At 33.2% G+C, this 20,979-nt stretch carries 13 protein-coding genes; 6 read left to right on the forward strand and 7 right to left on the reverse strand.

Annotated elements, in window-relative coordinates; genetic code table 11:
- Positions 1 to 107: 107 nt before the first annotated feature.
- Together ACQY44_RS03585 and ACQY44_RS03590 are read left to right on the forward strand one after the other, a co-directional pair.
- Positions 108 to 3,182 (forward strand): amino acid adenylation domain-containing protein, encoded by a 3,075-nt coding sequence (locus ACQY44_RS03585; RefSeq protein ID WP_428229044.1) that lies wholly within the window; start codon positions 108 to 110, stop codon positions 3,180 to 3,182.
- Positions 3,183 to 3,301: 119 nt separating this feature from the next.
- On the forward strand, positions 3,302 to 3,547 hold the full coding sequence (locus ACQY44_RS03590) for a hypothetical protein (RefSeq protein ID WP_428229045.1): 246 nt from the start codon (positions 3,302 to 3,304) through the stop codon (positions 3,545 to 3,547).
- 120 nt (positions 3,548 to 3,667) lie between these two features.
- On the opposite strand, the gene ACQY44_RS03595 is transcribed toward ACQY44_RS03590, so the two are convergent.
- From ACQY44_RS03595 to ACQY44_RS03605, 3 genes are all read right to left on the reverse strand, one after another.
- Positions 3,668 to 3,970 (reverse strand): transposase, encoded by a 303-nt coding sequence (locus tag ACQY44_RS03595; protein WP_428229046.1) that lies wholly within the window; start codon positions 3,968 to 3,970, stop codon positions 3,668 to 3,670.
- A gap of 375 nt (positions 3,971 to 4,345) precedes the next feature.
- Positions 4,346 to 4,984 (reverse strand): 4'-phosphopantetheinyl transferase family protein, encoded by a 639-nt coding sequence (locus ACQY44_RS03600; RefSeq protein ID WP_428229047.1) that lies wholly within the window; start codon positions 4,982 to 4,984, stop codon positions 4,346 to 4,348.
- Between the two features lie 41 nt (positions 4,985 to 5,025).
- The gene (locus tag ACQY44_RS03605) at positions 5,026 to 11,157 is read right to left on the reverse strand and encodes an amino acid adenylation domain-containing protein (RefSeq protein ID WP_428229048.1); all 6,132 of its coding nucleotides are present in this window, start codon (positions 11,155 to 11,157) and stop codon (positions 5,026 to 5,028) included.
- Positions 11,158 to 11,270: 113 nt separating this feature from the next.
- Between ACQY44_RS03605 and ACQY44_RS03610 the strand changes: the two genes are divergently transcribed.
- Together ACQY44_RS03610 and ACQY44_RS03615 are read left to right on the forward strand one after the other, a co-directional pair.
- Positions 11,271 to 12,296, forward strand: coding sequence for a methyltransferase (locus ACQY44_RS03610; RefSeq protein ID WP_428229049.1), 1,026 nt, complete (start codon positions 11,271 to 11,273; stop codon positions 12,294 to 12,296).
- Positions 12,297 to 12,320: 24 nt separating this feature from the next.
- Complete coding sequence (locus ACQY44_RS03615; protein WP_428229050.1) at positions 12,321 to 12,653, forward strand: EthD family reductase; 333 nt, start codon at positions 12,321 to 12,323, stop codon at positions 12,651 to 12,653.
- 890 nt (positions 12,654 to 13,543) lie between these two features.
- Here ACQY44_RS03615 and ACQY44_RS03620 read toward each other — a convergent pair.
- The 4 genes from ACQY44_RS03620 to ACQY44_RS03635 all read right to left on the reverse strand — a co-directional run bounded on the left by ACQY44_RS03620 (position 13,544) and on the right by ACQY44_RS03635 (position 16,758).
- On the reverse strand, positions 13,544 to 13,951 hold the full coding sequence (locus ACQY44_RS03620) for a 3-hydroxyacyl-ACP dehydratase FabZ family protein (protein ID WP_428229051.1): 408 nt from the start codon (positions 13,949 to 13,951) through the stop codon (positions 13,544 to 13,546).
- 125 nt (positions 13,952 to 14,076) lie between these two features.
- Positions 14,077 to 14,913 carry a hypothetical protein gene (locus ACQY44_RS03625; protein WP_428229052.1) on the reverse strand — a complete coding sequence of 279 codons (837 nt, stop codon included), beginning with the start codon at positions 14,911 to 14,913 and terminating at the stop codon, positions 14,077 to 14,079.
- A 494-nt stretch (positions 14,914 to 15,407) separates the two neighbouring features.
- Positions 15,408 to 15,776: a VOC family protein gene (locus ACQY44_RS03630; protein ID WP_428229053.1), complete on the reverse strand. Its 369-nt coding sequence runs from the start codon at positions 15,774 to 15,776 to the stop codon at positions 15,408 to 15,410.
- Between the two features lie 475 nt (positions 15,777 to 16,251).
- Positions 16,252 to 16,758 carry a GNAT family N-acetyltransferase gene (locus tag ACQY44_RS03635; RefSeq protein ID WP_428229054.1) on the reverse strand — a complete coding sequence of 169 codons (507 nt, stop codon included), beginning with the start codon at positions 16,756 to 16,758 and terminating at the stop codon, positions 16,252 to 16,254.
- A gap of 361 nt (positions 16,759 to 17,119) precedes the next feature.
- On the opposite strand from ACQY44_RS03635, the gene ACQY44_RS03640 reads away from it, so the two are divergent.
- Positions 17,120 to 18,331, forward strand: a complete 1,212-nt coding sequence (locus ACQY44_RS03640; protein ID WP_428229055.1) for an acyltransferase family protein — start codon at positions 17,120 to 17,122, stop codon at positions 18,329 to 18,331.
- A gap of 221 nt (positions 18,332 to 18,552) precedes the next feature.
- A complete protein-coding gene (locus tag ACQY44_RS03645; RefSeq protein ID WP_428229056.1) occupies positions 18,553 to 20,970 on the forward strand; it encodes a TonB-dependent receptor domain-containing protein in 2,418 nt (805 codons plus the stop codon).
- Positions 20,971 to 20,979 lie beyond the last annotated feature (9 nt).

Consider the following 20,979-nt stretch of genomic DNA (forward strand, 5'->3'; position numbering starts at 1 on the left):
TGTCTTGTTTTTTTTTAATTTGTAAGATGTTTTTCAGTTAATTTAGTGTGTGTTTTGATGTTTATAACCATTTAATTTTTTGTAATTCTAAGATATAATTCAGCCCCATGAAAAAAGAAACAAATACAAACAGTAAAAAACAAAGAGATGATTTTTTGAAAAACAGGTTTCTGAATAATGCTGTCAACATTGTAAAACAAGTTGAAAAAATAGCAGAACAAAATCCTGATAAAATTGCCATTATTAATGATGTTGAGAAAATCACTTACAAAGATCTCAATGCAAAAGCGAATCAGTTAGCTCGTTATTTGCAATCTCAAGGTATCAGTCAAGAAGGAAAAGTGGGAGTATGTCTACCGCAATCAGCAAATCGTATTATTGTTTTTTTAGCCATTTTAAAAACAGGTGCAGCTTATTTGCCTATTGATAGCGAATTACCCCAAGCCCGAATACACTTAATGATTACAGATTCAAAAATTAATCTTTTACTGACTGTTCAGGATTATTTGGATAAAACGGGTAATAATGAAATTCAAAGCATAGCATTAGACCTTCTATCTCAGGATGATAGTTATAAAAAAATAGGAATCAATAATATTCCTGTTGAAATCTTATCTCAAAATCCAGCTTACATTATATATACTTCCGGAAGTACAGGAATTCCAAAAGGAGTAGTTATTGCACATCACTCCTTTTACAATTTTGTACAAGAACAAGCAGCGGTTTTAGGTTTGTCTGCTCACAGCATAACATTGCAATTTGCTTCGCCTAGTTTTGACGCCGCAATAATAGATATCTGGACGCCTTTGATTAAAGGTGCTACAATATATTTATATCCTAATAATAAGATTGTTGGCGAGCCTCTTTTAGATTTTATTGTCGCTCATCATATTGATACAGTGCCTTTAATGCCTCCAATGGTATTGGCTTCATTACCATTAAATAAACCTATAGGAAATTTAAAGACTATTGCAATTGGTGGCGAGGCTTGTAGCGAAAGCACTGTAAAGTCTTGGTACAAAAAAATACAATTGATAAATAGTTACGGACCTACAGAAGCTACCGTTGCAGTAAGTAATTATGAGTTTAAAGAAGAAGCAAACCCCAGAATTATAGGATCAGCGATGCCTAATGTAAAATTATTTATATTAGATGAAAGCCTTATACCCGTAGTAAAAGGCCATGTTGGAGAGCTCTATATTGGCGGTTCTCAATTAGCATTAGGCTATTTAAACCGACCAGAGGATACAAAAAAAGCTTTTATTAAAGCTCCGGAGTGGCTTTTAAATCAATTAAAAGGGAATAACATCATCTATAAAACAGGGGATATGGTACTTGAAAGACCTGATGGAAATCTGGAATTTTATGGAAGAAAAGACGATCAGGTTAAAATTAGAGGTTACCGAATTGAACTAGCAGAGATTGAATATAATATGGCAAAATTACCGCAAATTTCACATACAGCAGTAAAAGTACAAAAAAAAGAAAATGGTTTGCCCGTACTTACTGCTTTTATTCAGCTTGCTGGTATTCATGACGATGAAACAAAATCGTTACAAGATATTAAAATAAAATTGCAGCAAATCATGCCATTATATATGCTTCCTGATAAAATTGTTGTTGTCAATAAAATGCCTCTGACACACGCAGGGAAAATAGATAAAACACTTTTAGAAATTCCGCAAAGTCAGGTAAAAAACAATACTCTTCCTAAATGGAAAGAAGACAACCTTACCGAAATTGTAAAACATATCTGGAAAGAACTTCTCTCAATAGAAGAGATTAAAGATGAGGATGACTTTTTTGATCTGGGCGGTCATTCTTTATTATTGGCTCAACTTCATGTTCTTCTTCCTGAACCTGTCAGAAACCGAATTAGCTTACCTGAACTTTATATTTTTACCACTATTTCCGCATTTGTAAAAGAAGTTGAAAAACGAATGGTTGAAACAGAAATTTCTCAAAAAACGAAAGCTCAGATAATGATAAATGAGTTAATTAAGGACTCTGAACTGCACATTGATTTTAGCGTAGATAAAGTACCAGATACAGCCGTATTAAGTGATCCTGAAAATATTTTTTTAACGGGAGTAACTGGTTTTGTAGGCTCTCATTTGTTAGAAGAATTACTTCAAAATACAATTGCCAAAATATATTGTTTAGTCCGCGCTTCATCTCCTGAAGAAGGACTGGAACGTATTAAAAGCACTTTTGCAAAATTCAAATTACCTTGGTTGGTAAGTTATGATAATCGAATTATAGCTATCATTGGTGATTTATCATTACCTCATTTTGGGATAGAAAATGAGGCTTATCATTTTCTTACAAAGAAAATAGAAGTTATTTATCATTCCGGAAGTTCAGTAAGTTATGTGCAGCCTTATCCTTTAATTAAAAAATCGAATATTGATGGTTTGCATAATGTTATTGATCTTGCCGTTACTACAAAAATAAAATTTCTGGTACTGTTATCCTCTATGGGTGTTTTTAGTTGGGGAAGATCTTTTACAAAAAAAACATGGATGTATGAAGACGATGCTATAGATCAAAACATGGCTGCAGTTTCCCGTGATTTAGGTTACATAAAAAGCAAATGGGTAATGGAAAGTATTACCGAAAAAGCCAAACAAAAAGGACTTCCTGTTATCAATTTCAGATTGGGTTTTGCAGTATGTCACAGTACTTCGGGCGCAACAGTCATGAATCAGTGGTGGGGAGCACTTATAAGAAGTTGTGTACAGCTTAAGTCATTTCCGCTAGTAATGGGTTTGAAGGATGAACTCACTACGGTAGATTATATGTGTAAAGCCATTATGCACATTAGCAAAAAGAAAGAAGCAGTAGGTTTAAATTTTCATCTTTCTCCTTTGGCAGAAAATGATGTTTCCTTAACAGATTTCTGTGCTAAAATGAATGAGTATTACGATACGAATTTAGAAGGAATGGAATACCACCAATGGCTAAATCAGTGGAAATTTGATAATAATTTGCCAATATATCCTTTGCTAAGTCTGTTTACAGAAGATGTGCACGAAGGAAAATCGTTAGTAGAAGCTTATGAAAACACCTATTATTACGACAGAAGTAATACAAAGCAATTTTTAGAAGATGCCAATTTAGTACCTCCAGTTTTTGATAAAAAACTGATGACGCCGTATTTAGAATTTATGGGTATTTTTTAAGGAATTATAATTTTCTTATTTAAAAGGGATAATGTCTTTTTGTATTGTCCCTTTATATTTTAGTTTTTTTTATTAATTTAATTATAAAAACTACTTTGATTTATATCTACTATTCGTATTTGTCAGAAGAAAATCACGAAAATTTGCTGCAAAATGAGTTGTCAAAATTTCCATTTGATTTTGTAAAAAAGATTAAAAAATACAAAATGTGGCAAGACGTACAATTATCTCTTCTAGGAAGGATTTTACTTTTTAGAGGTATTAAAGAACAATATAATATTGATTTAGAAGAAAAAGATATATGTTATAATGCATACAATAAACTTGACTGCTTAAATCAAAAACTTCTTTTATCAAGTCTGTAAATAGACTATTTTCTATAGATCTATTAGAAGGCCCGCCGCTAAACCATCTATAATAACTGCTTCGGCTTACTTTTAAAACGCTGCACATCTTTTCAATAGGATATAAATGTTTATAGCTCACTATGAATTGGTAGATTTCCCATCGCTCTTGGAAAAGATGTGAACGGCCTTTTTTAATATCTCAAGCTCTAATTCTTTTTCTTTAAGAGCTTTTCGTAATTCTTTTACTTCTAAAGAATCTGTTTCTGTTTTTTTAGAAATAATTGGTTTTGGATTAGTAAATGTTTTTTCAGAGGATCTCCATTTATAAATACGCTGTACCTGGATACCTAGTTCATCTGCTAATTCTTTGATGTTTTCCCGCTCGTAACTTAATCGTACTGCTGATGATTTAAACTCAGCACTGTAAACTCGTTTTTTCATAATTCTAAGATATTTATTTTTATTTAAACAGTCTTAAAATTTATGTCCCAGTAAATGTAGCAACTCCAGAATTGAGGTTGTGCATATGCTGAGAAAGAATCAATTGGTTGGACCGGGGATATCTATGTTTAAATCATTCTGTAAATTGGCGGACTAATTTTTAAATTACTTAAATTTTTATATTTGATTTTGACAGATGCGACAGAACCACATAATATGACATTAGTACAACTTCTTAGATCGTTATGTAATAAGCAACTTTTCTTTAATTTAATGTAAGAAATATCTTTAGTTTAGTTTAGTTGTTTTTTGAAATAGGCATCAAAAATAAAGTTTCGAACGCATCCCTCTGTAGTGCTTATAGATTTTAAATTTTTAATCAAAATTTATATAAATCATTTTGATCAGATTCGGTATTTCTAATGTAGCAAGGCATCCACAATATCCCTTTTCAAAGAATAATTTTCGTATGTACCAGGTTTTATCTTCTATTCTTACTTGATTGTTTTCAATTCGAATTTTATCTAAAGAGATAGAAAACCCACGGCCATCGGCTTTGATAACAGACTCTTTTATGGTCCAGTATTTATAATACTCATGTAAAGGGGATTTGGCATTATTAATTATTCCCCATTCGGTTTTGTTCATACTTTCTTTTACCGAAGTAAAATCTAAAGGGAGTATTTCTTCAATATCAATACCTAATGAAGAAGAACCAATTGCACAAAAAACATAAGAACCGGAATGTGTAATATTAAAATCAAAATCAGAGGATAAGTAAGATTTTCCAAATTCATTATTGTATAAATCGTTTAATGATGTGTAGCCTCTGCCAGATAATTCTAATGCTTTTATAAGTAAAAGTTTTCCAAGAAGATTTCGAATGCGATCGTCCTGATTATGATATTTAAGATTTTTAGCCTTTAATTCAGGAGATAAAACAGGCAGCCATTTATTGTAAATGGCTGCCTTATTTTGGTCGTTAAATTTGGTGTAAACTACTATAGCTTCCATAGGTACAAACCATTTATTATAAAAGAATTTAGTACCAGTTTTTATATCTGAATGCCCAAATAACTGCAATATGTTTCGAGCATATTTCGGTTTACAATTGTGCTGTCGATATCAGACCCTTCTAAAAATTTCATAGTATTGGTGATATCAAAATCCGGGGTATTCTGATGAATTTCGATAATAGATTTGTTGTCATATACTTTGAATTTAAACAAACTTAAGAGCGGATATAAAGGACTTTTTTCGTCATTTTCCCAAAGTTTCATCCATTCTTGATAAGGTAAAGGTTTCAGTTCCAGATTAAATTCTTTTTGAAGTGTTTCAAAAAATTCCATAACCGTCATATTGTCTTTTGGCGCTGGACTTAAATGAAATATTTCGCCGATAGCTTTTGGATTTTTAGAAATATAGGCGATAGATTTACTAATAAAATCAACTGAAACCAATTCTTCTTTTTGATCTATAAGTATTGGATACTGTTTTAGCTTAATACAAGCTTTTATCAGCAGGCTCCACCACTGGTATTTGGCTGTGGCACCAGTTTGGCTGTGGCAAAAAACATATCCCAGTCTAAAAATAATAATAGGAACTCCTTGTTGTATAGCCTGCATTGCAATTTGTTCCATCACCCATTTACTCTGGATATACCCCATATCACGGCTTAAATATTTGAATGCCGGTTCTATCGAATCACTTTCCATAATAAGATCAGGTTTAGTAAAATGATGTTCCCAGCTATATACTCCAACTGTTGATAGAAGACATATTTGCTTTAGTTTGATTGTTGTTGCAAACTTTATCATGATTTTAAGTGCCTCGACATTTGCGGCTTTCATATAAGAGTAGGGCTGAATGAAGTTGACGGCACTTCCGGCATGATATACTACATCAATTATTTGTGTGAGTCCTTCATATACAGCAGGTGACAAGCCGAAAAGCGGTTTAGAAAGATCTCCGGTAAGTAGTTTTACGCGTTCTTTGTTATAAGTGTTTTCAGGAAGCAGCTGCTCTCTAATGGTTTTAAGCAGGCGTTCTTCAGCATGTTTTTCATTGTCGGCACGAATCAGTAAATAAATAACAGCTGTTGTCGTCTGCACTAGATCGGATAACATGTTAACACCTACTAAACCGGTAGCTCCTGTGAGTAAAGTAAATTTAGGGTTCTCGAAATCTCCTTTGTGTTCAAGATCTACCTGAAACTCAGAAGGAGTGACATGAATGTCTCTTTTGATTTCCTGGCTTAAAGGATCTGTTCCGAAACTATAATGATCGATCTGATCAATATTTTCTCTTTCTTCTATCAATAAAGCAAGTTTTCTAATGGTATTGTTGATATACAATTCACTCAGGGAAATCCTGCCGGGATAATGGTGGGATATTTTGTTGTACAGTTTTGTCAGAAGAAGTGAATGACCACCTAGCTGAAAAAAATCATCTTGTAAAGAATTGATCTTACGCTGTAAAACTTCACTCCAGATCACTTTAAGGGTTTCTTCACAGGCATTTAAAGGTGTGTCTTCTTCTTGCTCATCAAAGTTTTGTTCAGCTAATAAAGAGAGTGCTGCCATATCCAGTTTTCCATTAGCAGTAACAGGAATTTTATCTATTGGTATGATCTGATTTGGAATCATATAAGATGGAAGTTTCTTGCTAAGTTCAGTTTTGATGGTAGATACAGTGATTCCTCCTGTAATAAAAGCCCTTAATGATAACATATTTTCTGAAGATGTATGAACCTGTACTGTTACGTTTTTTATTCCTTTTACTTGTTGTAGTGCCGTTTCAATTTCAGTCACTTCTATACGATATCCTCTTATTTTGACCTGATGATCTATTCTTCCAACATATTCAATAAGTCCGCTGGATAATATTCTAACCTGATCTCCGGTTTTATACATTCTATTGTATAGTTTGTCTTCTTTGTTTTTTATAAACGGATTAGTTATAAATCTTTCAGCAGTAAGTTCCGGCTGATTAAGATAACCTCTTGATAATTGTATTCCGGAGATATAAAGTTCACCTATAACTCCAACAGGAACTCTACGCAAGTAATTATCCAGTACATAAAGCCTCATGTTATTAATGGCTGTTCCTAATGTATTTGCGGGGTGTTTATCATCGTAAACATGATGATTAACAGCAACGGTAGTTTCGGTGGGTCCGTAACCGTTTACAAGTTTAAGCTGATGCATCCAGTGTTTGCTAATAGCAACAGGACAGGTTTCTCCTCCTGTACCGATAACGCGCAAATGGGGCAATTGTATGGAAAGCGAAATAGTAGATAAAACTGACGGTGAGATATAAGGAACAACGGTAAGATGGTGTTGAGTAATAAAATCAGAAAGAGAATCTCCTAATAGTTTATTGTTAGGGTATAAGTAAATAGAAGCACCTTTGGCAAGTGGAATCCAGATATCCATAATCGAACCGTCAAAGTTATAAGGAGAGAATTGCAGCGTGCGGTCATCGTTGCTTATTTCTAATATTTTGCCATATTCGATAATAAAATTGCTAATTGCTTTGTGTTCAATCATTACACCTTTGGGAACTCCTGTTGTACCGGAAGTGTGAATAACATAAATTAAATCGTTTGGAGAATGTGTATCAGTATAACTTGATTTTCTAGATTCAATATTAGGTTGGTAAGAGAGCATGTGCTCAATATCTAATACGCAAACATGTACCTTTTCATCTATGTCGCTATTCTTTTTGCTGGTAATAAGTAATGCAGGATCAGTATCTCTTAGCAAAATAGCGATCCTTTCGATAGGGTAGCTGGTATCTAAAGGAATGTATGCGGCTCCTGCTTTAATAATCCCTAATAAAGCAATTATACGTTCGATAGACTGCTCGAGATAACAAGCAACAAATTCATTGTTTTTGACTCCCATCGCTAATAGCTGATCCGCAATTTTACTTGATTGCAGATGGAGTTCTAAATACGATATTGTATCTCCGTTGAAAGTAAGAGCTGTTTTATCAGGATTATGCTTTACCTGATTCTCAAACATTCCCACCAAAGTTTCTTCAAATGTATTTTCTTGAGTCTCAGAGAGATTCTGTGCTTCATCTTTATCCTGAGTTTCCAATAAAATTTCAAAATCCCCAATTCTTTTCTCAGGTTCGCGAACAATGGATTCTAATATGACTTGAAAATCTTTCGCCATTTGTATTATAGTCTCGTCTTTGAATATAGAGTTGCTATATTCTATCACTACTTCAAGTTCATTATTTATTGGCGTAACTTCAAGCTGAAGGTCAAATTTGGATTTTTCATTAAAGATCCAGTTAGGATTATGGCCGTTAACAGGTGTGTGAACAGCGTTTTGCTCTGCAGTATCCTGTAAAACAAAGACCGTTTGAAATAATGGATTATGTCCCGTAAATCGATCTTTGATAACATTGTTGATAATTGTTTCCAGTGGAATTTCCTGATGTTGAAATACTGTCAATAGCATTTTTTTTATTTCGGCCAGATAATCTTCATAGATAGGATTTTCTTTAATTTGTATTCGGACAGGAAGCATGTTTACAAAATAACCAATTGTTTCATCAACAGTAGATGGAATTCTGTTGGCAGCGGGACTTCCTATACAAATGTCATGCTGCCCACTGTAATGTTGCATCAATAATCCAAAAGCAGACAGTAAAGTCATGTACAATGTAACATGCTGCTCTGCTGAAAATTTTCGTAAGACTGAGGCTAATTCCGGCTCTATTTTAAAACGGTATTGTTGTCCGGTATTATTATGAAAATGCTGCTTAGAATAATCATAGGCCAATTGCAATACTGGGATATCTTCGAGATAGTTTTTCCAAAAAGCAATACCGGATTTACATTTTTCGGAATTCAAATAACTAAGCTGCCAGTTGGAATAATCTCTGTATTGTATCGGATAATGTGATATAATTAGTTCCTTTTTATTCTGAATTTGAATATATATGTCATTGAGTTCCTTTGTTAATAATGACATCGACCAGCCATCAGCAGCGATGTGATGAATAATAATAAATAGGGATGTAATTTCGTTAGATTCATAAACCAGATAAGCTCGTAATATATAATCTTTTTCAAGATCAAAAGGAATATTTATTAGTTCTTGCAAGGAATTGGGATCGTATAATTGTTGGAGTGTCCAGTTATTTTCACTTATTACCGTTTGATAAGCAGTATGATCTTCTTCATGAATTAAAGTTCTTAATATACTGTGTTTGTGCATCAATATTCGGAATGCTTTTTCGAGTATTGCTATTGAAATTCCTTTTTCTACAGGATATAATGCTCCTATATGATATGGTAAACTTCCGTGAAGCTTGTCTAAAAACCAGAGGCTTTGTTGCTGTGCCGATAATTTTACAGGTTTATCCGGAGCACTAATAATAAGCTCTTCTGTATGTAACTCAGGTTGTTTGTCTATAATATAGTTTTCCAATTCACTAACAGTAGGATATAAAAACAAGTCAGTAATTTGTAATGTGAATTGAAATTTTTGACGAATGGAAGAAACCAATTTATAGGCTAAAATAGAATTACCTCCAAAATGAAAAAAGTTGTCATTTATTCCTATTGTTTTTATTCTTAAGATTGATTTCCAGCTTTCAGCCAGCTTTTTTTGAAGTTCAGTACTCGGGTGATCTACAAATTGTCTTTCTTCCTCTTGATTTGAATCATAATTGCCTAGTGCTTTTCGATCAATTTTTCCATTTGAGGTAAGCGGAAAATTTTCGACCTGAAGAAATCGGGACGGAATCATATAATTGGGTAGATGTTCGTATAGATAGGAACGAATATGTTCAGGGAAAGTATCCCTTTGCGAATTTTTCTTATAATAACACACCATGTGTTTATTATCAGGGCTGTCTCCTTTTACAATAACACAGGAATTCTCTACTAATCCTGATTTTCGAATTGTATTTTCAATTTCGGATAGTTCGATTCTAAATCCACGAATTTTAAATTGCTGATCGGCTCTGCCTATAAATTCAGTATTTCCATCAGCCAAAATCCGAACAAGATCGCCAGTTTTGTAAACACGTTTTTTTTTACCTAATGGATTTGTGTAATAAACAAATTTTTCGGCTGTAAGTTCAGGTTGATTAAAATAACCTCTTGAAACCTGAACCCCTCCAATGTGTAACTGCCCGATTTCTCCATTGGGTACAGGTTTAAGTTGGTCATCAAGTGCATAAAATTCAACATTTGGCAAAGGCTTTCCAATAGTGGTTAAAGGGTGATTATCAGAGAACTCAAAGCCACATACTACCACGGTAGTTTCAGTAGGGCCGTAGATATTAATAAGTGTGACCAATTTTCTCCAAGGCTGTATTACGTGTTCTGCTGGTGCTTCTCCACCGGTAAAAATTTTTCTTAGCCGTCCAATATGCTGATCTGTAGGCAGTGTTGCTAAAATAGAAACCGGCAGATATGGCAAAACGGTAACCTCGTTTTTACGAATATAATCAAGTAATGCATCACCCAGAATTCTGTTATCGGGATATAAACAAACAGTCATTCCAAGAGACAGGGGAACCCAAAGATCAAGAACAATACCATCAAAGTTCGAAGACGAAATATTCAAAGCTACATCATCAGGACTGCCATTAAGGAACTCGCCAAAATATTTTATAAAGTTTAATAATCCCTTATGTTCTGCCATGACTGCTTTTGGTAAACCGGTGCTTCCTGAGGTATAGGCCAGATAAGCTAATCCTTCAGATATCCCATTCTCTGCTAATGATTGTTCTGAACAATTGGTGATAAAAGCAGCTTCTTGGGGATTATCTATTACAATTACTTCTTTGTTAAAAAAGTTGAATTTTTCAGACAATACCTGCGAAGTAATAAGGATAGGGCTGTTAGTGTCGTTCAGTATATGTTCAAGCCTTAATTGAGGATATAAAGGGTCGAGTGATACATAGGCACCGGCTGCTTTCCAGATGGCCATCATAACAATAACTTTATCTATGGATTGCTCTAAAGAAAAACAAATCGGAACATTGAGAAAATCTCCTTTTGTTCTTAAATAATGAGCAAGCTGATTGGATCTTGCATTTAACTGATCATAATTTATACTCTCATCATTAAAAACAAGTGCAGTTTTTAGGGGGTTTTTAAGAAAAATTTGGTTAAACAACGTAAGAACTGTACTCGTAAAAATTTGGGTTTTTTTCATGGTAATTTGCGATTTTAATTTGTTAACAGAAAAAAAATAAGAATTAACTGCTAAATTAAATATTTTTTTTTAATTTTAATCTGTTATTAATCAAATAAATACAATTATTTAATATGAAAAATCTTCCTAATAATCCTGAGTTGACTTTTAAGATGTATGAAATGATCAGTGGATACTGGGTTGCATGTGCAATTCATACTGTGGCACAATTGGATATTGCAGATTTGCTCGCTAATGGTTCAAAGACATTAACAGAGCTGGCTAAAGAATCTCAAACTGATCAAACATCTTTGTATCGGCTTTTACGAGCTACGGCAAGTGTAGGTATTTTTGAAGAATTGCCAGATGGTAAATTTCGTCTGAACGATTTGGGAAGTACTTTATTATCGGATGTTCCCGGTTCTATAAAACCTTGGGCTTTAGCTAATTTAGGAGAGCATTTTCCGGCTTTTGGCAATTTGACTTATGGTATAAAAACTGGAAAAGTGCCTTTTGATGATGCTCATGGAAAATCAGTTTGGGATTATTATAAAGACAATCCAGATGAAGGTGTCAATCTTATGAAAGCGATGGCAGGTGTATCGGGCGCCGTCTTAAAAGGGATCATAGAAGTTTATGATTTTTCCCCTTATAAAACTATTGTAGATATTGGAGGAGGTAATGGGGCAATGTTGTTTTCGGTACTTTATGCATCGCCATCAAGTAAAGGAATTGTTTTTGATGAGCCTTATGTGGTGGAGAAGACTGTAACGCAAATTCCAGAGGAATTAAAAGACAGATGCACGGTTTATGCAGGAAGTTTCTTTAATAAAATACCTGCAAATGCAGATCTTTATATGACCAAATGGGTGATTCATGACTGGAATGATGCCGAAAGCTTAGCTATACTTAAGGTTTGCCACAAAGCAATGCCTGTTGGAGGGAAGTTACTAATTATAGATTCGGTTATTTCAGATGAATTAAATCAACCTCATGCCGGGAAACTGCTGGATTTAAATATTATGGCAATGACAACCGGAAAAGAGAGAACGCTAAAGGAATTTAAGAATCTTATAAAAGAGGCAGGATTATCATTCAAAAGGCTCATCAATACTAATACCGAAGTTTCAAGTATTATTGAATGTGAAAAGTTATCTTAATTGGAATTTGTAAAGTAGAAATCTATGATTAAAGTTACTGTTTTTTATCCTGTTAAGAAGACAGATTGGTTTGATATATCCTACTATTTAGAAAAACACATGCCTTTGTCTAAATCTCTTTTTGGAGAAGTATTAAAAGGTATTGCTATAGAAGAAAATATGACAGACTCAGCTGCGGCAGATCAAAACGGCATGTATAAAATAATAGGACATCTTTTTTTTGAAAGCATGGAAGATTTCTATGATAAATTCCTTGCCAATAAAGAGATTCTTTATCAGGATGCCTTAAATTATACCAATGTGATACCTGTTTTGCAGATCAGTAAAGTTTTAGTTTGCCAAACTCCATGGATATAGAAAAAACATAAAGGAACTTTACTTGATTGTCTTGTAAAAGAACATGTTTTTACGTAATGGTAATGAAACTCGGTTCTGTCGCATCTGGGAATAACTTTTATCTTTAGAATTTTAAACCGATCAAAAGATGAATACTAAAGGTCATTGTTATCCAAAATGCATAATTCTTCAGGCAGTATATTTCAAACTAAGATTTACACTTAGTTATCGGGGGATGTTGAAGAGATCTGTATAAGTAATTGATAACAGCCATAAAATGGCACCAATGCGACTTTTTTTAGTTGGCTTTGTTGAATATAACCGTAATCATTCAGGTCTCTGATACATCTATGGTAGGTAACAGGGCCGCTTATTTTAGCAATCTTCATAATTTCATGTCTATATGCTTTAATGGGATTAATATAGCCTGCAGCAGTTCTGAATTGTAGTAATGCCGCAAAAATTCCAATATGGGTAATCTTGCCGGGCTGTCCTTTATCAGATGTAAAGCGGATAGGGGCGGTTTTTTTTACAGCATAAGGATCTGTGTTTATAGAACAGCGGTCAGGTGATCAGGGGGTATATTATTTTAGGTTTGATATTATTTTTTAGGAGCTTTCTCCCGCTATGCGTTGCAATCTTTTGCGCCGAACCCCGGCACAAAAGGATTTCCACTTCTATCGGGGCTAAGGGCTCCCAAAGAGCCCTGTTTTGTGTTGGAGAATTGATATTAGCTTTTTGTAACGAAAAAGAGGTGATGATATGATATTTAAATTACAGAGAAAAAAACAGTTTAACAAATGAGCCGTTTATTTGGTTCTGTTTACTTTTCCCTCATTGGGCAGAAGTGATAGTAATACTAGTTTATAAAAAAATAATCAATAAAAAACTCTTTATGTAATTAAATACTATTATATTTTGACACACATCCAGCTTGCTTTTATAATCTTTTTATCTCCTACATATGCAATTCCTGACTGTTTGATTATCTTTTCACTTAAACGAATATTTTTCACAATAAATTTTATTTGATCTCTAAATTTTGCAGCTGCATAAAATTCTGCATCTTCTATAGTGACAAGACCAAAAATTCCTTTTGTTATTCCTAAAAGTTTAACACCTGCACCTCCGCATTGGGCCATTGATTCGATCAAAATTGTTCCGGGAATATACTCGGATTTAGGAACGCTTCCTTTTAACCAAAGGTCTCTTTCATCAAACGTTTTAATTCCAATAACTGTTTCATTTGAAAATGATATTATTTGATCTACGAATAAAAAAGGAGCCCTATGTGGAATTAATTTTTCAACTTCAGACATACTATTTTTTTAGCTATATTTATTTTAAGTTAAGAAATCAGTTTTTTTGAATTATTTGTATATCATTTTTTATTAAATATTAGTTTAAATTTATTATCACTAGGATTAAGCAAGATAAATATCTCTTAATTTGACAATCGAAATCCTAATACGGTTTTATATAAAGTAGGTACAATCAATAAATTATCATTTGCAATGTATTCAATATCTGCAGTAATGATTTTTTCTTTTCCCAGATCAATTAGTAATTTTTTATTTCCGTTTACATCAATATCAAAGAGCTGTCCCTGCCATGCTCCGGAAACTATATATCCATTTTTACCATTACTGACAATACCATCCAGATTATCAATACCGCTAAAAATCTGATGGAATTTTTTGGTCAGTTTGTTTATGGCAAAAGCAGTTTTACTTTCCATATTCAATACTAAGAGATCCTCTTTAGTACATAACAATCCATTTGGTTTAGAAAGAAAACCAGATTCAGTCCATACGTTTATTTTTTCGTCTGATATTTTATAAATCTTGTTCCCAAAGCAGTCAGAAACGTAAATATCTCCATTGGTATCTATTGTTATATCGTTAAGGAATATAGCATTGTCTACATGATACACTTTCTCAATTTTAGCTGTTTGGGTGTTGATGCGGACTACTCTGTTAATATCTGCAACATATAATTTTTTCTTATATAATCCCATTCCCTGAGGGTTATCCAATCCATCAACCCATTTTAAAACTTCTATTTCACCATTTGTTTTAAGCTTGGAAATAAATCCATTGCCGTCTTTTGCAAGGTATTCGCCGTTTATATTTGAGATGTAGAGAATCTTTTTTGAGGAATCGTAAAGTGCTGATTCAGGTTTAAAAAAAAGAGAATCTGACTCCCATACTTTTGTAATGTTCTGACTAAAAGTGATAGCGGAAATTAATGTTGTAAATAAAATGAGAATAGTTTTTTCCATTATTTAATCTTCAAATGGTTACTAAATTTTGGTTTCAGGTTATTTAAAATGAAATCTTAGACATCATACTAAGTTCAGGTATTGCTCTGGAAAAACACACTATTGATTAAGTAAGACAAAAAATGAAGCAGTCTTGTTAATGCTTTGACTACAATATTGGCAAAAGTAATTTCTTATGAAGCAAGCTGCAATAACTAAATATAACCAATTTTCAAATTTAACTGGACAAATAGCAGGATTTTAATATTTTATTGATGTGGTTTTCTATTTTCTGTCTATTGGTCAGGCAATTTTATCCATTCACCAAGAAAGTTTTTTAAGGGGGTATTGAACCGATAGATTTGCCTTAAATAATGTTAAAAATATAAAAATGAAGCTAAAAGAATAATTGTTTACACAGTATTATTTATGATGTCACTGGAATGAGTGGCACATCATGACCGGAATATACATTTGTTATCAAAAGTATTGAAATCTTAAGTTGAAAACGAAGATTAGATAATCGGTTTTGGCATTTTAGAATAGTCTGTCAATCCCAATTTATTTCCGAACGGGTCTTTGAACTCAAAAGAGAGTCCGGTCATAATCTCGAAGGGCTCACTTAAAAAATCAACTCCTTTTTGTTTTAGATCTTCGTAAGCATCTTGAACATTATCAACGGTGAACCAAATTGCGGGTTTCGCATCTTTAATAGTGGTCACAATAATTGCAGGTTCGTTACTGCCAACTTTAAAAGCAGTCATACCTTTATCAGTAAAGTCAAACTTGATGCCAAGCCCAAGCTTGTTTGTATAGAACTCTTTTGCTTGGTCAAGATTGTCGACAGGCAGAAAGAAATTATCGTAATTGTTAATGATACTCATATTTTTCTGATTTTATTTATGAATGGTCTATGGCCAGTTATTTAAATTCTTGCCGCCCCTTTTGTCAGATGTAAAAGTGTTTGTTAATCGGATTATTCTTTACAATCCAGCCTTTATCTGCGAAATGGACTAAAAGAAAGATTCCAATTGTCCCGCCAATATGTTTCAAACAGGTTTAGCCGGTTTTATTTCTGTTAATTCACTGATTGTTTTTGTTTTTTTAAATTGACTCTAATTTAAGATTAAAATTAACTTTATTAGCTTAGACTTAGTAATATATTTCGGTAAAGTACACGTAAGTCCAAATTTAGAGAAAAGTTTTATTGTATTGAATTGATCTCATTTTTTATTGTCAAGATTTTCTTCAAAAAGATATATCTTATTATGCAGATAAGGAATTCCTGCTTTAGTCTTATAAGATGTTGAGTTCTTATTTAAAAATAATTTAAGCTGAAAATTCGATAGAAGAAGTTATTTATATTTGGTTAAGATTAAAATATATTGTCTGAAGACCGAACTCATCTTCTCTTCTGAATTTTTCTAAAAAACCAATTTTCAAAAGTATTTTTTTTGAAACCTTATTAGCAGGATCTATTGATGCAAAAATCGTTTTAAATTTTAATTTTTCAAAACCATATTTGACTACAGCATTTGCAATTTCTGTTGCTAAACCTTTTCCCCAGTATTGCTTGTCCAAAGCATAAATTAATTCATAATCATTGATATCTGAAGATAAAATCAAACCGCAGTATCCAATAAGTGTATCATTATCCTTAGAGAATACTCCATACATGCCAAAACCTTTTAATTTATAATTTAAAATTGAAACGTCGATCCATTTCTGTGTTTGTTCTTTTGACAACGGTTTGCCATCACCTACATACTTCATTAATTCGGCATTGCCGCAAATGGAGTATAGCGCTTCTAAATCAATTTGCTTGATGTGATTTATGTATGTTCTTTCAGTTTCAATAATCGTCATTTTGTATTTTTATAAAAGTTTTAATAGGGGAGTATTTAATCCGCATATTTTTTGAGTGTTGATGAAGTGAAATTGATAAAAACTAAAGTATTAATTAATATTTAAATTTCAGACGAATAAAGATCTCCCTGTTTTTTCACGCATTCTTTGATGAAATATTTTTTACAATCTTTTTACTGGTAGCAAAGTAAAAATCTCATTATTGTTGGTTTGTTCTTAGAGTTTTAAGTGGTGCAAACAAACAATTAATTAATTGTTTTTTTATAAGCCTGAAATCAGTTAAGTTAATGGGAGAGGTTATAGCAATTAATATTTTTTCAGGTATGATGCAACGTTTTAATTAGAATTTGCGTCTATGATTATGAAACATCAATTATTTACTATGACATCAAAATCGCAAAATTCCAGGACACTCTGGCTGGATTATCTAAAATCATTTATTACCGTACTGGTAGTAGCTCATCATGCCTCCTTAGCCTACACCACTTTTGCATGGTTTGACAGTAGTGCTTATATTAATTCTACTGCCCCAATTGTAGATCATAACAGATGGATTGGGATGGATATTTTCGAAAATTATAATGATATTTTCTTTATGTTTCTCATGTTTTTTATCGGTGGGCTTTTTCTGGTGAAAAGTATGGAGAAAAAAGGAGCCATGTATTTTGTACGAGACAGAATTAAAAGGCTCTTTATTCCGTTTGTTTTTTTAGGTACAATCTTAATGCTTTTTTCTTATTTCCCAGCTTATTATCTGGCACATCAAAGTACCAATATTTCAGCTTATGTAATAGACTTTTTCACCATTGAAAACTGGCCTCCAGGTCCGCCTTGGTTTATAGGAGTACTGTTTTTCTTTAATTTAATTCTAGGAGTTATATATCCTTTTATAAAAGAAAAATTCAATAAATGCTCTGATAAAGTTTCATTTTTCACCAATCGGCCAGTAGCTGTTTTTGCGGTTTTATTTTGTATTACTTTTATTTTATATGTACCTGTAGCGTATTGCATTGGAGCAGGAAAGTGGGTTTCTTTTGGGCCACTTGATTTTCAACTAAGCAGAGTACTGGCCTATTTTGGATATTTTTTACTGGGTGCTATTGTAGGTAACAGCGATTTTGATAATCATATTTTTTCATCGAATTCGCGTTTTGTTATTCAATGGAAATATTGGTTTATTGTATCCCTGGTTTTTTATAGTGCGGTAACTTACCATAACAGGACCGACATTCTGGGCCAGTTTGTTGATAATGGCCTTATGCCTGAATTTTTAGCGTGGATGATTTACTACACCTTATATGTTGGTACATGTACGGCTTCTTGTATGGCGTTTATTGGTTTGTTTAAAACTATTGTAAAGCGTAGTCGCAGATTATGGAATTCACTGGCCGAAAATGCTTACCTGATATATCTTCTTCATTACTTTTTTGTATTGTGGGGACAGTTTTTTTTAATGAGTTATGAAATACATGCATTATGGAAATTTGGTATAGTATTTTTGTTTTCTTTGGCAGCCAGTTGGATTACAGCTATTTGTCTTCGAAAAATAAACATTGTAAAAACATACCTATAACAATCAGCGGGTAATTGCCAATTTTTGTTTTGCCAAAAGTAAATTATACAGTACTTCAGTTTTAGAAATCGACTTTTATTGGGATAAAAACAGAATCTTTTTACAAGCAATCTTGAAACGATATACAATTGGTCAAGGATTTTTGTCCATAGGTCAAGAAAGTTTTCGTACTGTCTAATGCACTGATAGTTTTGCCTTCATTAATGTAATTATCAAACAAAATGAAGGTAAAAAAAGCAGGTTTATATCTATTGATATTCATATTATCGGCAGGGCTGCAGGCTCAAATAAAAATTTCGGGAAAAGTAATCGATGGTTTTCAATCCTTAAGTGGAGTGAACGTTACGGTGCTGAAACAGGATTCAGCTTATGTAGCCAGAACTGTAAGTGATTCGGTAGGGAATTATACAATTAAAAACATATCTGCAGGAAGCTATCGGATATCTTTTTCATCGGTTGGTTATCATAAAAAAGAAGTTAGCATAAGAGTTGACTCAGAAAACGTACAGTTGGATGATGTTATCATGGAGATCGAAAGTATCGAAATGGAGGCAGTTTCAGTTACAGCCAAACGCGCGGCATTTAAAATAGAGCCTGGAAAAACTACAGTTGATCTTGCTGCTTTTTCACTAGGATCAGATGGATCGGTTTTAAATACGATTGGAAAAATTCCCGGGATATTAATCATGAATGATGGAACTGTTTTATTAAACGGACAGCCTGGCGCAAATGTGATGATAGATGGTAAGTTAACACATCTCACAGGAGAAAATTTAGTCAACCTGCTTCGTTCTATGCCAAGCAGCGCTGTTGATAAAATTGAAATGGTATCCCATGCTTCTTCAGAGTATGATGCAGCAGGTACAGGAGGATTTATAAACATTAAAAGAAAGCGAAAATCAGCAGAAGCAATACACCTTAACGTTTTGTCAAATGCAGAAGCGGGAAGACGTTTTAGAGAGAATCAAAACTTATCTTTTCAAATTCAAAAAGATAAATACACATTATATACCAATTATTCTTTTTATAGCGGACAAGATTTTATTTGGATTAATTCATCTCGTGAGTATTTAAAAAAGAATTCAGATGATGATGTGAGACTTGATATGCGGGCAGACCGCAATTTTAGTTCTAACTCGCATTATTTTAAAACAGGACTGGATTACGAATTGTCAAAAAAACTAAGTATAAGTGCCGATGTTTATAGTAATTGGTTTAGAAAAAATAAAAATGAAAGCGCTTTATCTGAATTTTTTCAAGGTTTGTCTTCGAAAGATTTTTCACTTCGTACGCAAAATGATCAATATGCTCATCACAGAAAATTGGGAGCAGGGATAGGCATTTTTTATAAATTCAACACAAAGTTAAAATGGGAAAACGAATTTACTATTCTTGCTTTTGAACAAAAAGAAAAGCTGGATCAAAAAAGTAAGATGGATAAGTTTCCGGATCCTTTATCAGAAGATGTTTTAAAGGGAAAAATGGGCGGAAACATCCAGATTGCTAATCTGCAGTCAAGCATTGGTTACAAGATGTCTGATAAATTCTCCTTTCAGTCCGGTATTAAATCTTCTTCTGTTACTATTGATAATACTGCTTCGTATAATTCATTGCAGTCTGGCGTTTGGCATGAGGATAAAAAATTGAGCAGCAGTTTTCTCTACAAAGAAAATGTATGGGCAGTTTATATGCAGTCCGGCCAAAAATGGTCACCGCATTTCTCTACTGAAATGGGAGTTCGATTAGAAATAACAGATACAGAGGCACATTATGCTTTAGCAAGCCATGATTCTGTGTTGATTCGATCTTATGGCCAACTGTTTCCAACTTTTTCCGCCAGTTATAGTTTTTCGCAAGGCCATACGGTTTCTCTTCAGTATGGCAGGCGCATTGTACGTCCTAATTATAGGGACCTTAATCCTTTTACCGAAGTGAATGATCGTTATTTACAAGAAAGGGGAAATACTTCGCTTAATGCTGAACTGGTTCATAATCTGGAAGCCTCATGGCTTGTAAAATCCAAGTATGTGTTTAGTATGTTTTATACCATTCGAAAAAATCCTATTACTAAAAGTTATCTCACTGAGCCAGATAGTGAAGCTACTATTGTAATGCCTCTTAATCTTAAAGACAGTTATGCTTTGGGTCTTAGAGTAAGTCTTAATAGTATCAAACCAATAAACTGGTGGACATTGCACCTTAATGGCTCTATGAGTTACAAGGAGTTTTACTGGTTTGAAGCGGGCAGTTTCTACAATAATAATCTATTGTCTCCAACCATTCAGATTAATAATCAATTTATTCTGCCACATGATTGGGCTCTTGAAGCTACAGGGTATTATAGTGGTACAATGGCAGAGGGCCAGGCCAGGATTGGTTCAATTGGTTCTGTATCTGTAGGGGCAAGAAAAAGTTTTTTTGAAAACAAGCTAGGTCTGTATGTATACATCAATGATGTTTTTTTGACTAACCTTCAGAATATTACTTTACGTAATAGTGTTATCGCCGGAGCTTACACAGAACGCCGTGACACCCGCATGGTTGGAATAACACTTTCCTGGAAGTTTAATTCACAGAATCCTTCAAAGGCGATAAGAAAAACAGAAAATACAGAAGAAAGTAAACGTATCAATTTGTAAATTAGAACC

The sequence above is a fragment of the Flavobacterium sp. genome, from assembly GCF_965277525.1.
Lineage (GTDB): Bacteria > Bacteroidota > Bacteroidia > Flavobacteriales > Flavobacteriaceae > Flavobacterium.

Bases quoted from the DNA above. Each gene is read 5' to 3' on its own strand.
- ACQY44_RS03595 (WP_428229046.1), bottom strand. From the start codon at position 3,970: ATGAAAAAACGAGTTTACAGTGCTGAGTTTAAATCATCAGCAGTACGA.
- ACQY44_RS03625 (WP_428229052.1), bottom strand. From the start codon at position 14,913: ATGGAAAAAACTATTCTCATTTTATTTACAACATTAATTTCCGCTATC.
- ACQY44_RS03635 (WP_428229054.1), bottom strand. From the start codon at position 16,758: ATGACGATTATTGAAACTGAAAGAACATACATAAATCACATCAAGCAA.
- ACQY44_RS03600 (WP_428229047.1), bottom strand. From the start codon at position 4,984: ATGGAAGCTATAGTAGTTTACACCAAATTTAACGACCAAAATAAGGCA.
- ACQY44_RS03630 (WP_428229053.1), bottom strand. From the start codon at position 15,776: ATGAGTATCATTAACAATTACGATAATTTCTTTCTGCCTGTCGACAAT.
- ACQY44_RS03620 (WP_428229051.1), bottom strand. From the start codon at position 13,951: ATGTCTGAAGTTGAAAAATTAATTCCACATAGGGCTCCTTTTTTATTC.
- ACQY44_RS03585 (WP_428229044.1), top strand. From the start codon at position 108: ATGAAAAAAGAAACAAATACAAACAGTAAAAAACAAAGAGATGATTTT.
- ACQY44_RS03610 (WP_428229049.1), top strand. From the start codon at position 11,271: ATGAAAAATCTTCCTAATAATCCTGAGTTGACTTTTAAGATGTATGAA.
- ACQY44_RS03645 (WP_428229056.1), top strand. From the start codon at position 18,553: ATGAAGGTAAAAAAAGCAGGTTTATATCTATTGATATTCATATTATCG.
- ACQY44_RS03615 (WP_428229050.1), top strand. From the start codon at position 12,321: ATGATTAAAGTTACTGTTTTTTATCCTGTTAAGAAGACAGATTGGTTT.
- ACQY44_RS03640 (WP_428229055.1), top strand. From the start codon at position 17,120: ATGAAACATCAATTATTTACTATGACATCAAAATCGCAAAATTCCAGG.
- ACQY44_RS03605 (WP_428229048.1), bottom strand. From the start codon at position 11,157: ATGAAAAAAACCCAAATTTTTACGAGTACAGTTCTTACGTTGTTTAAC.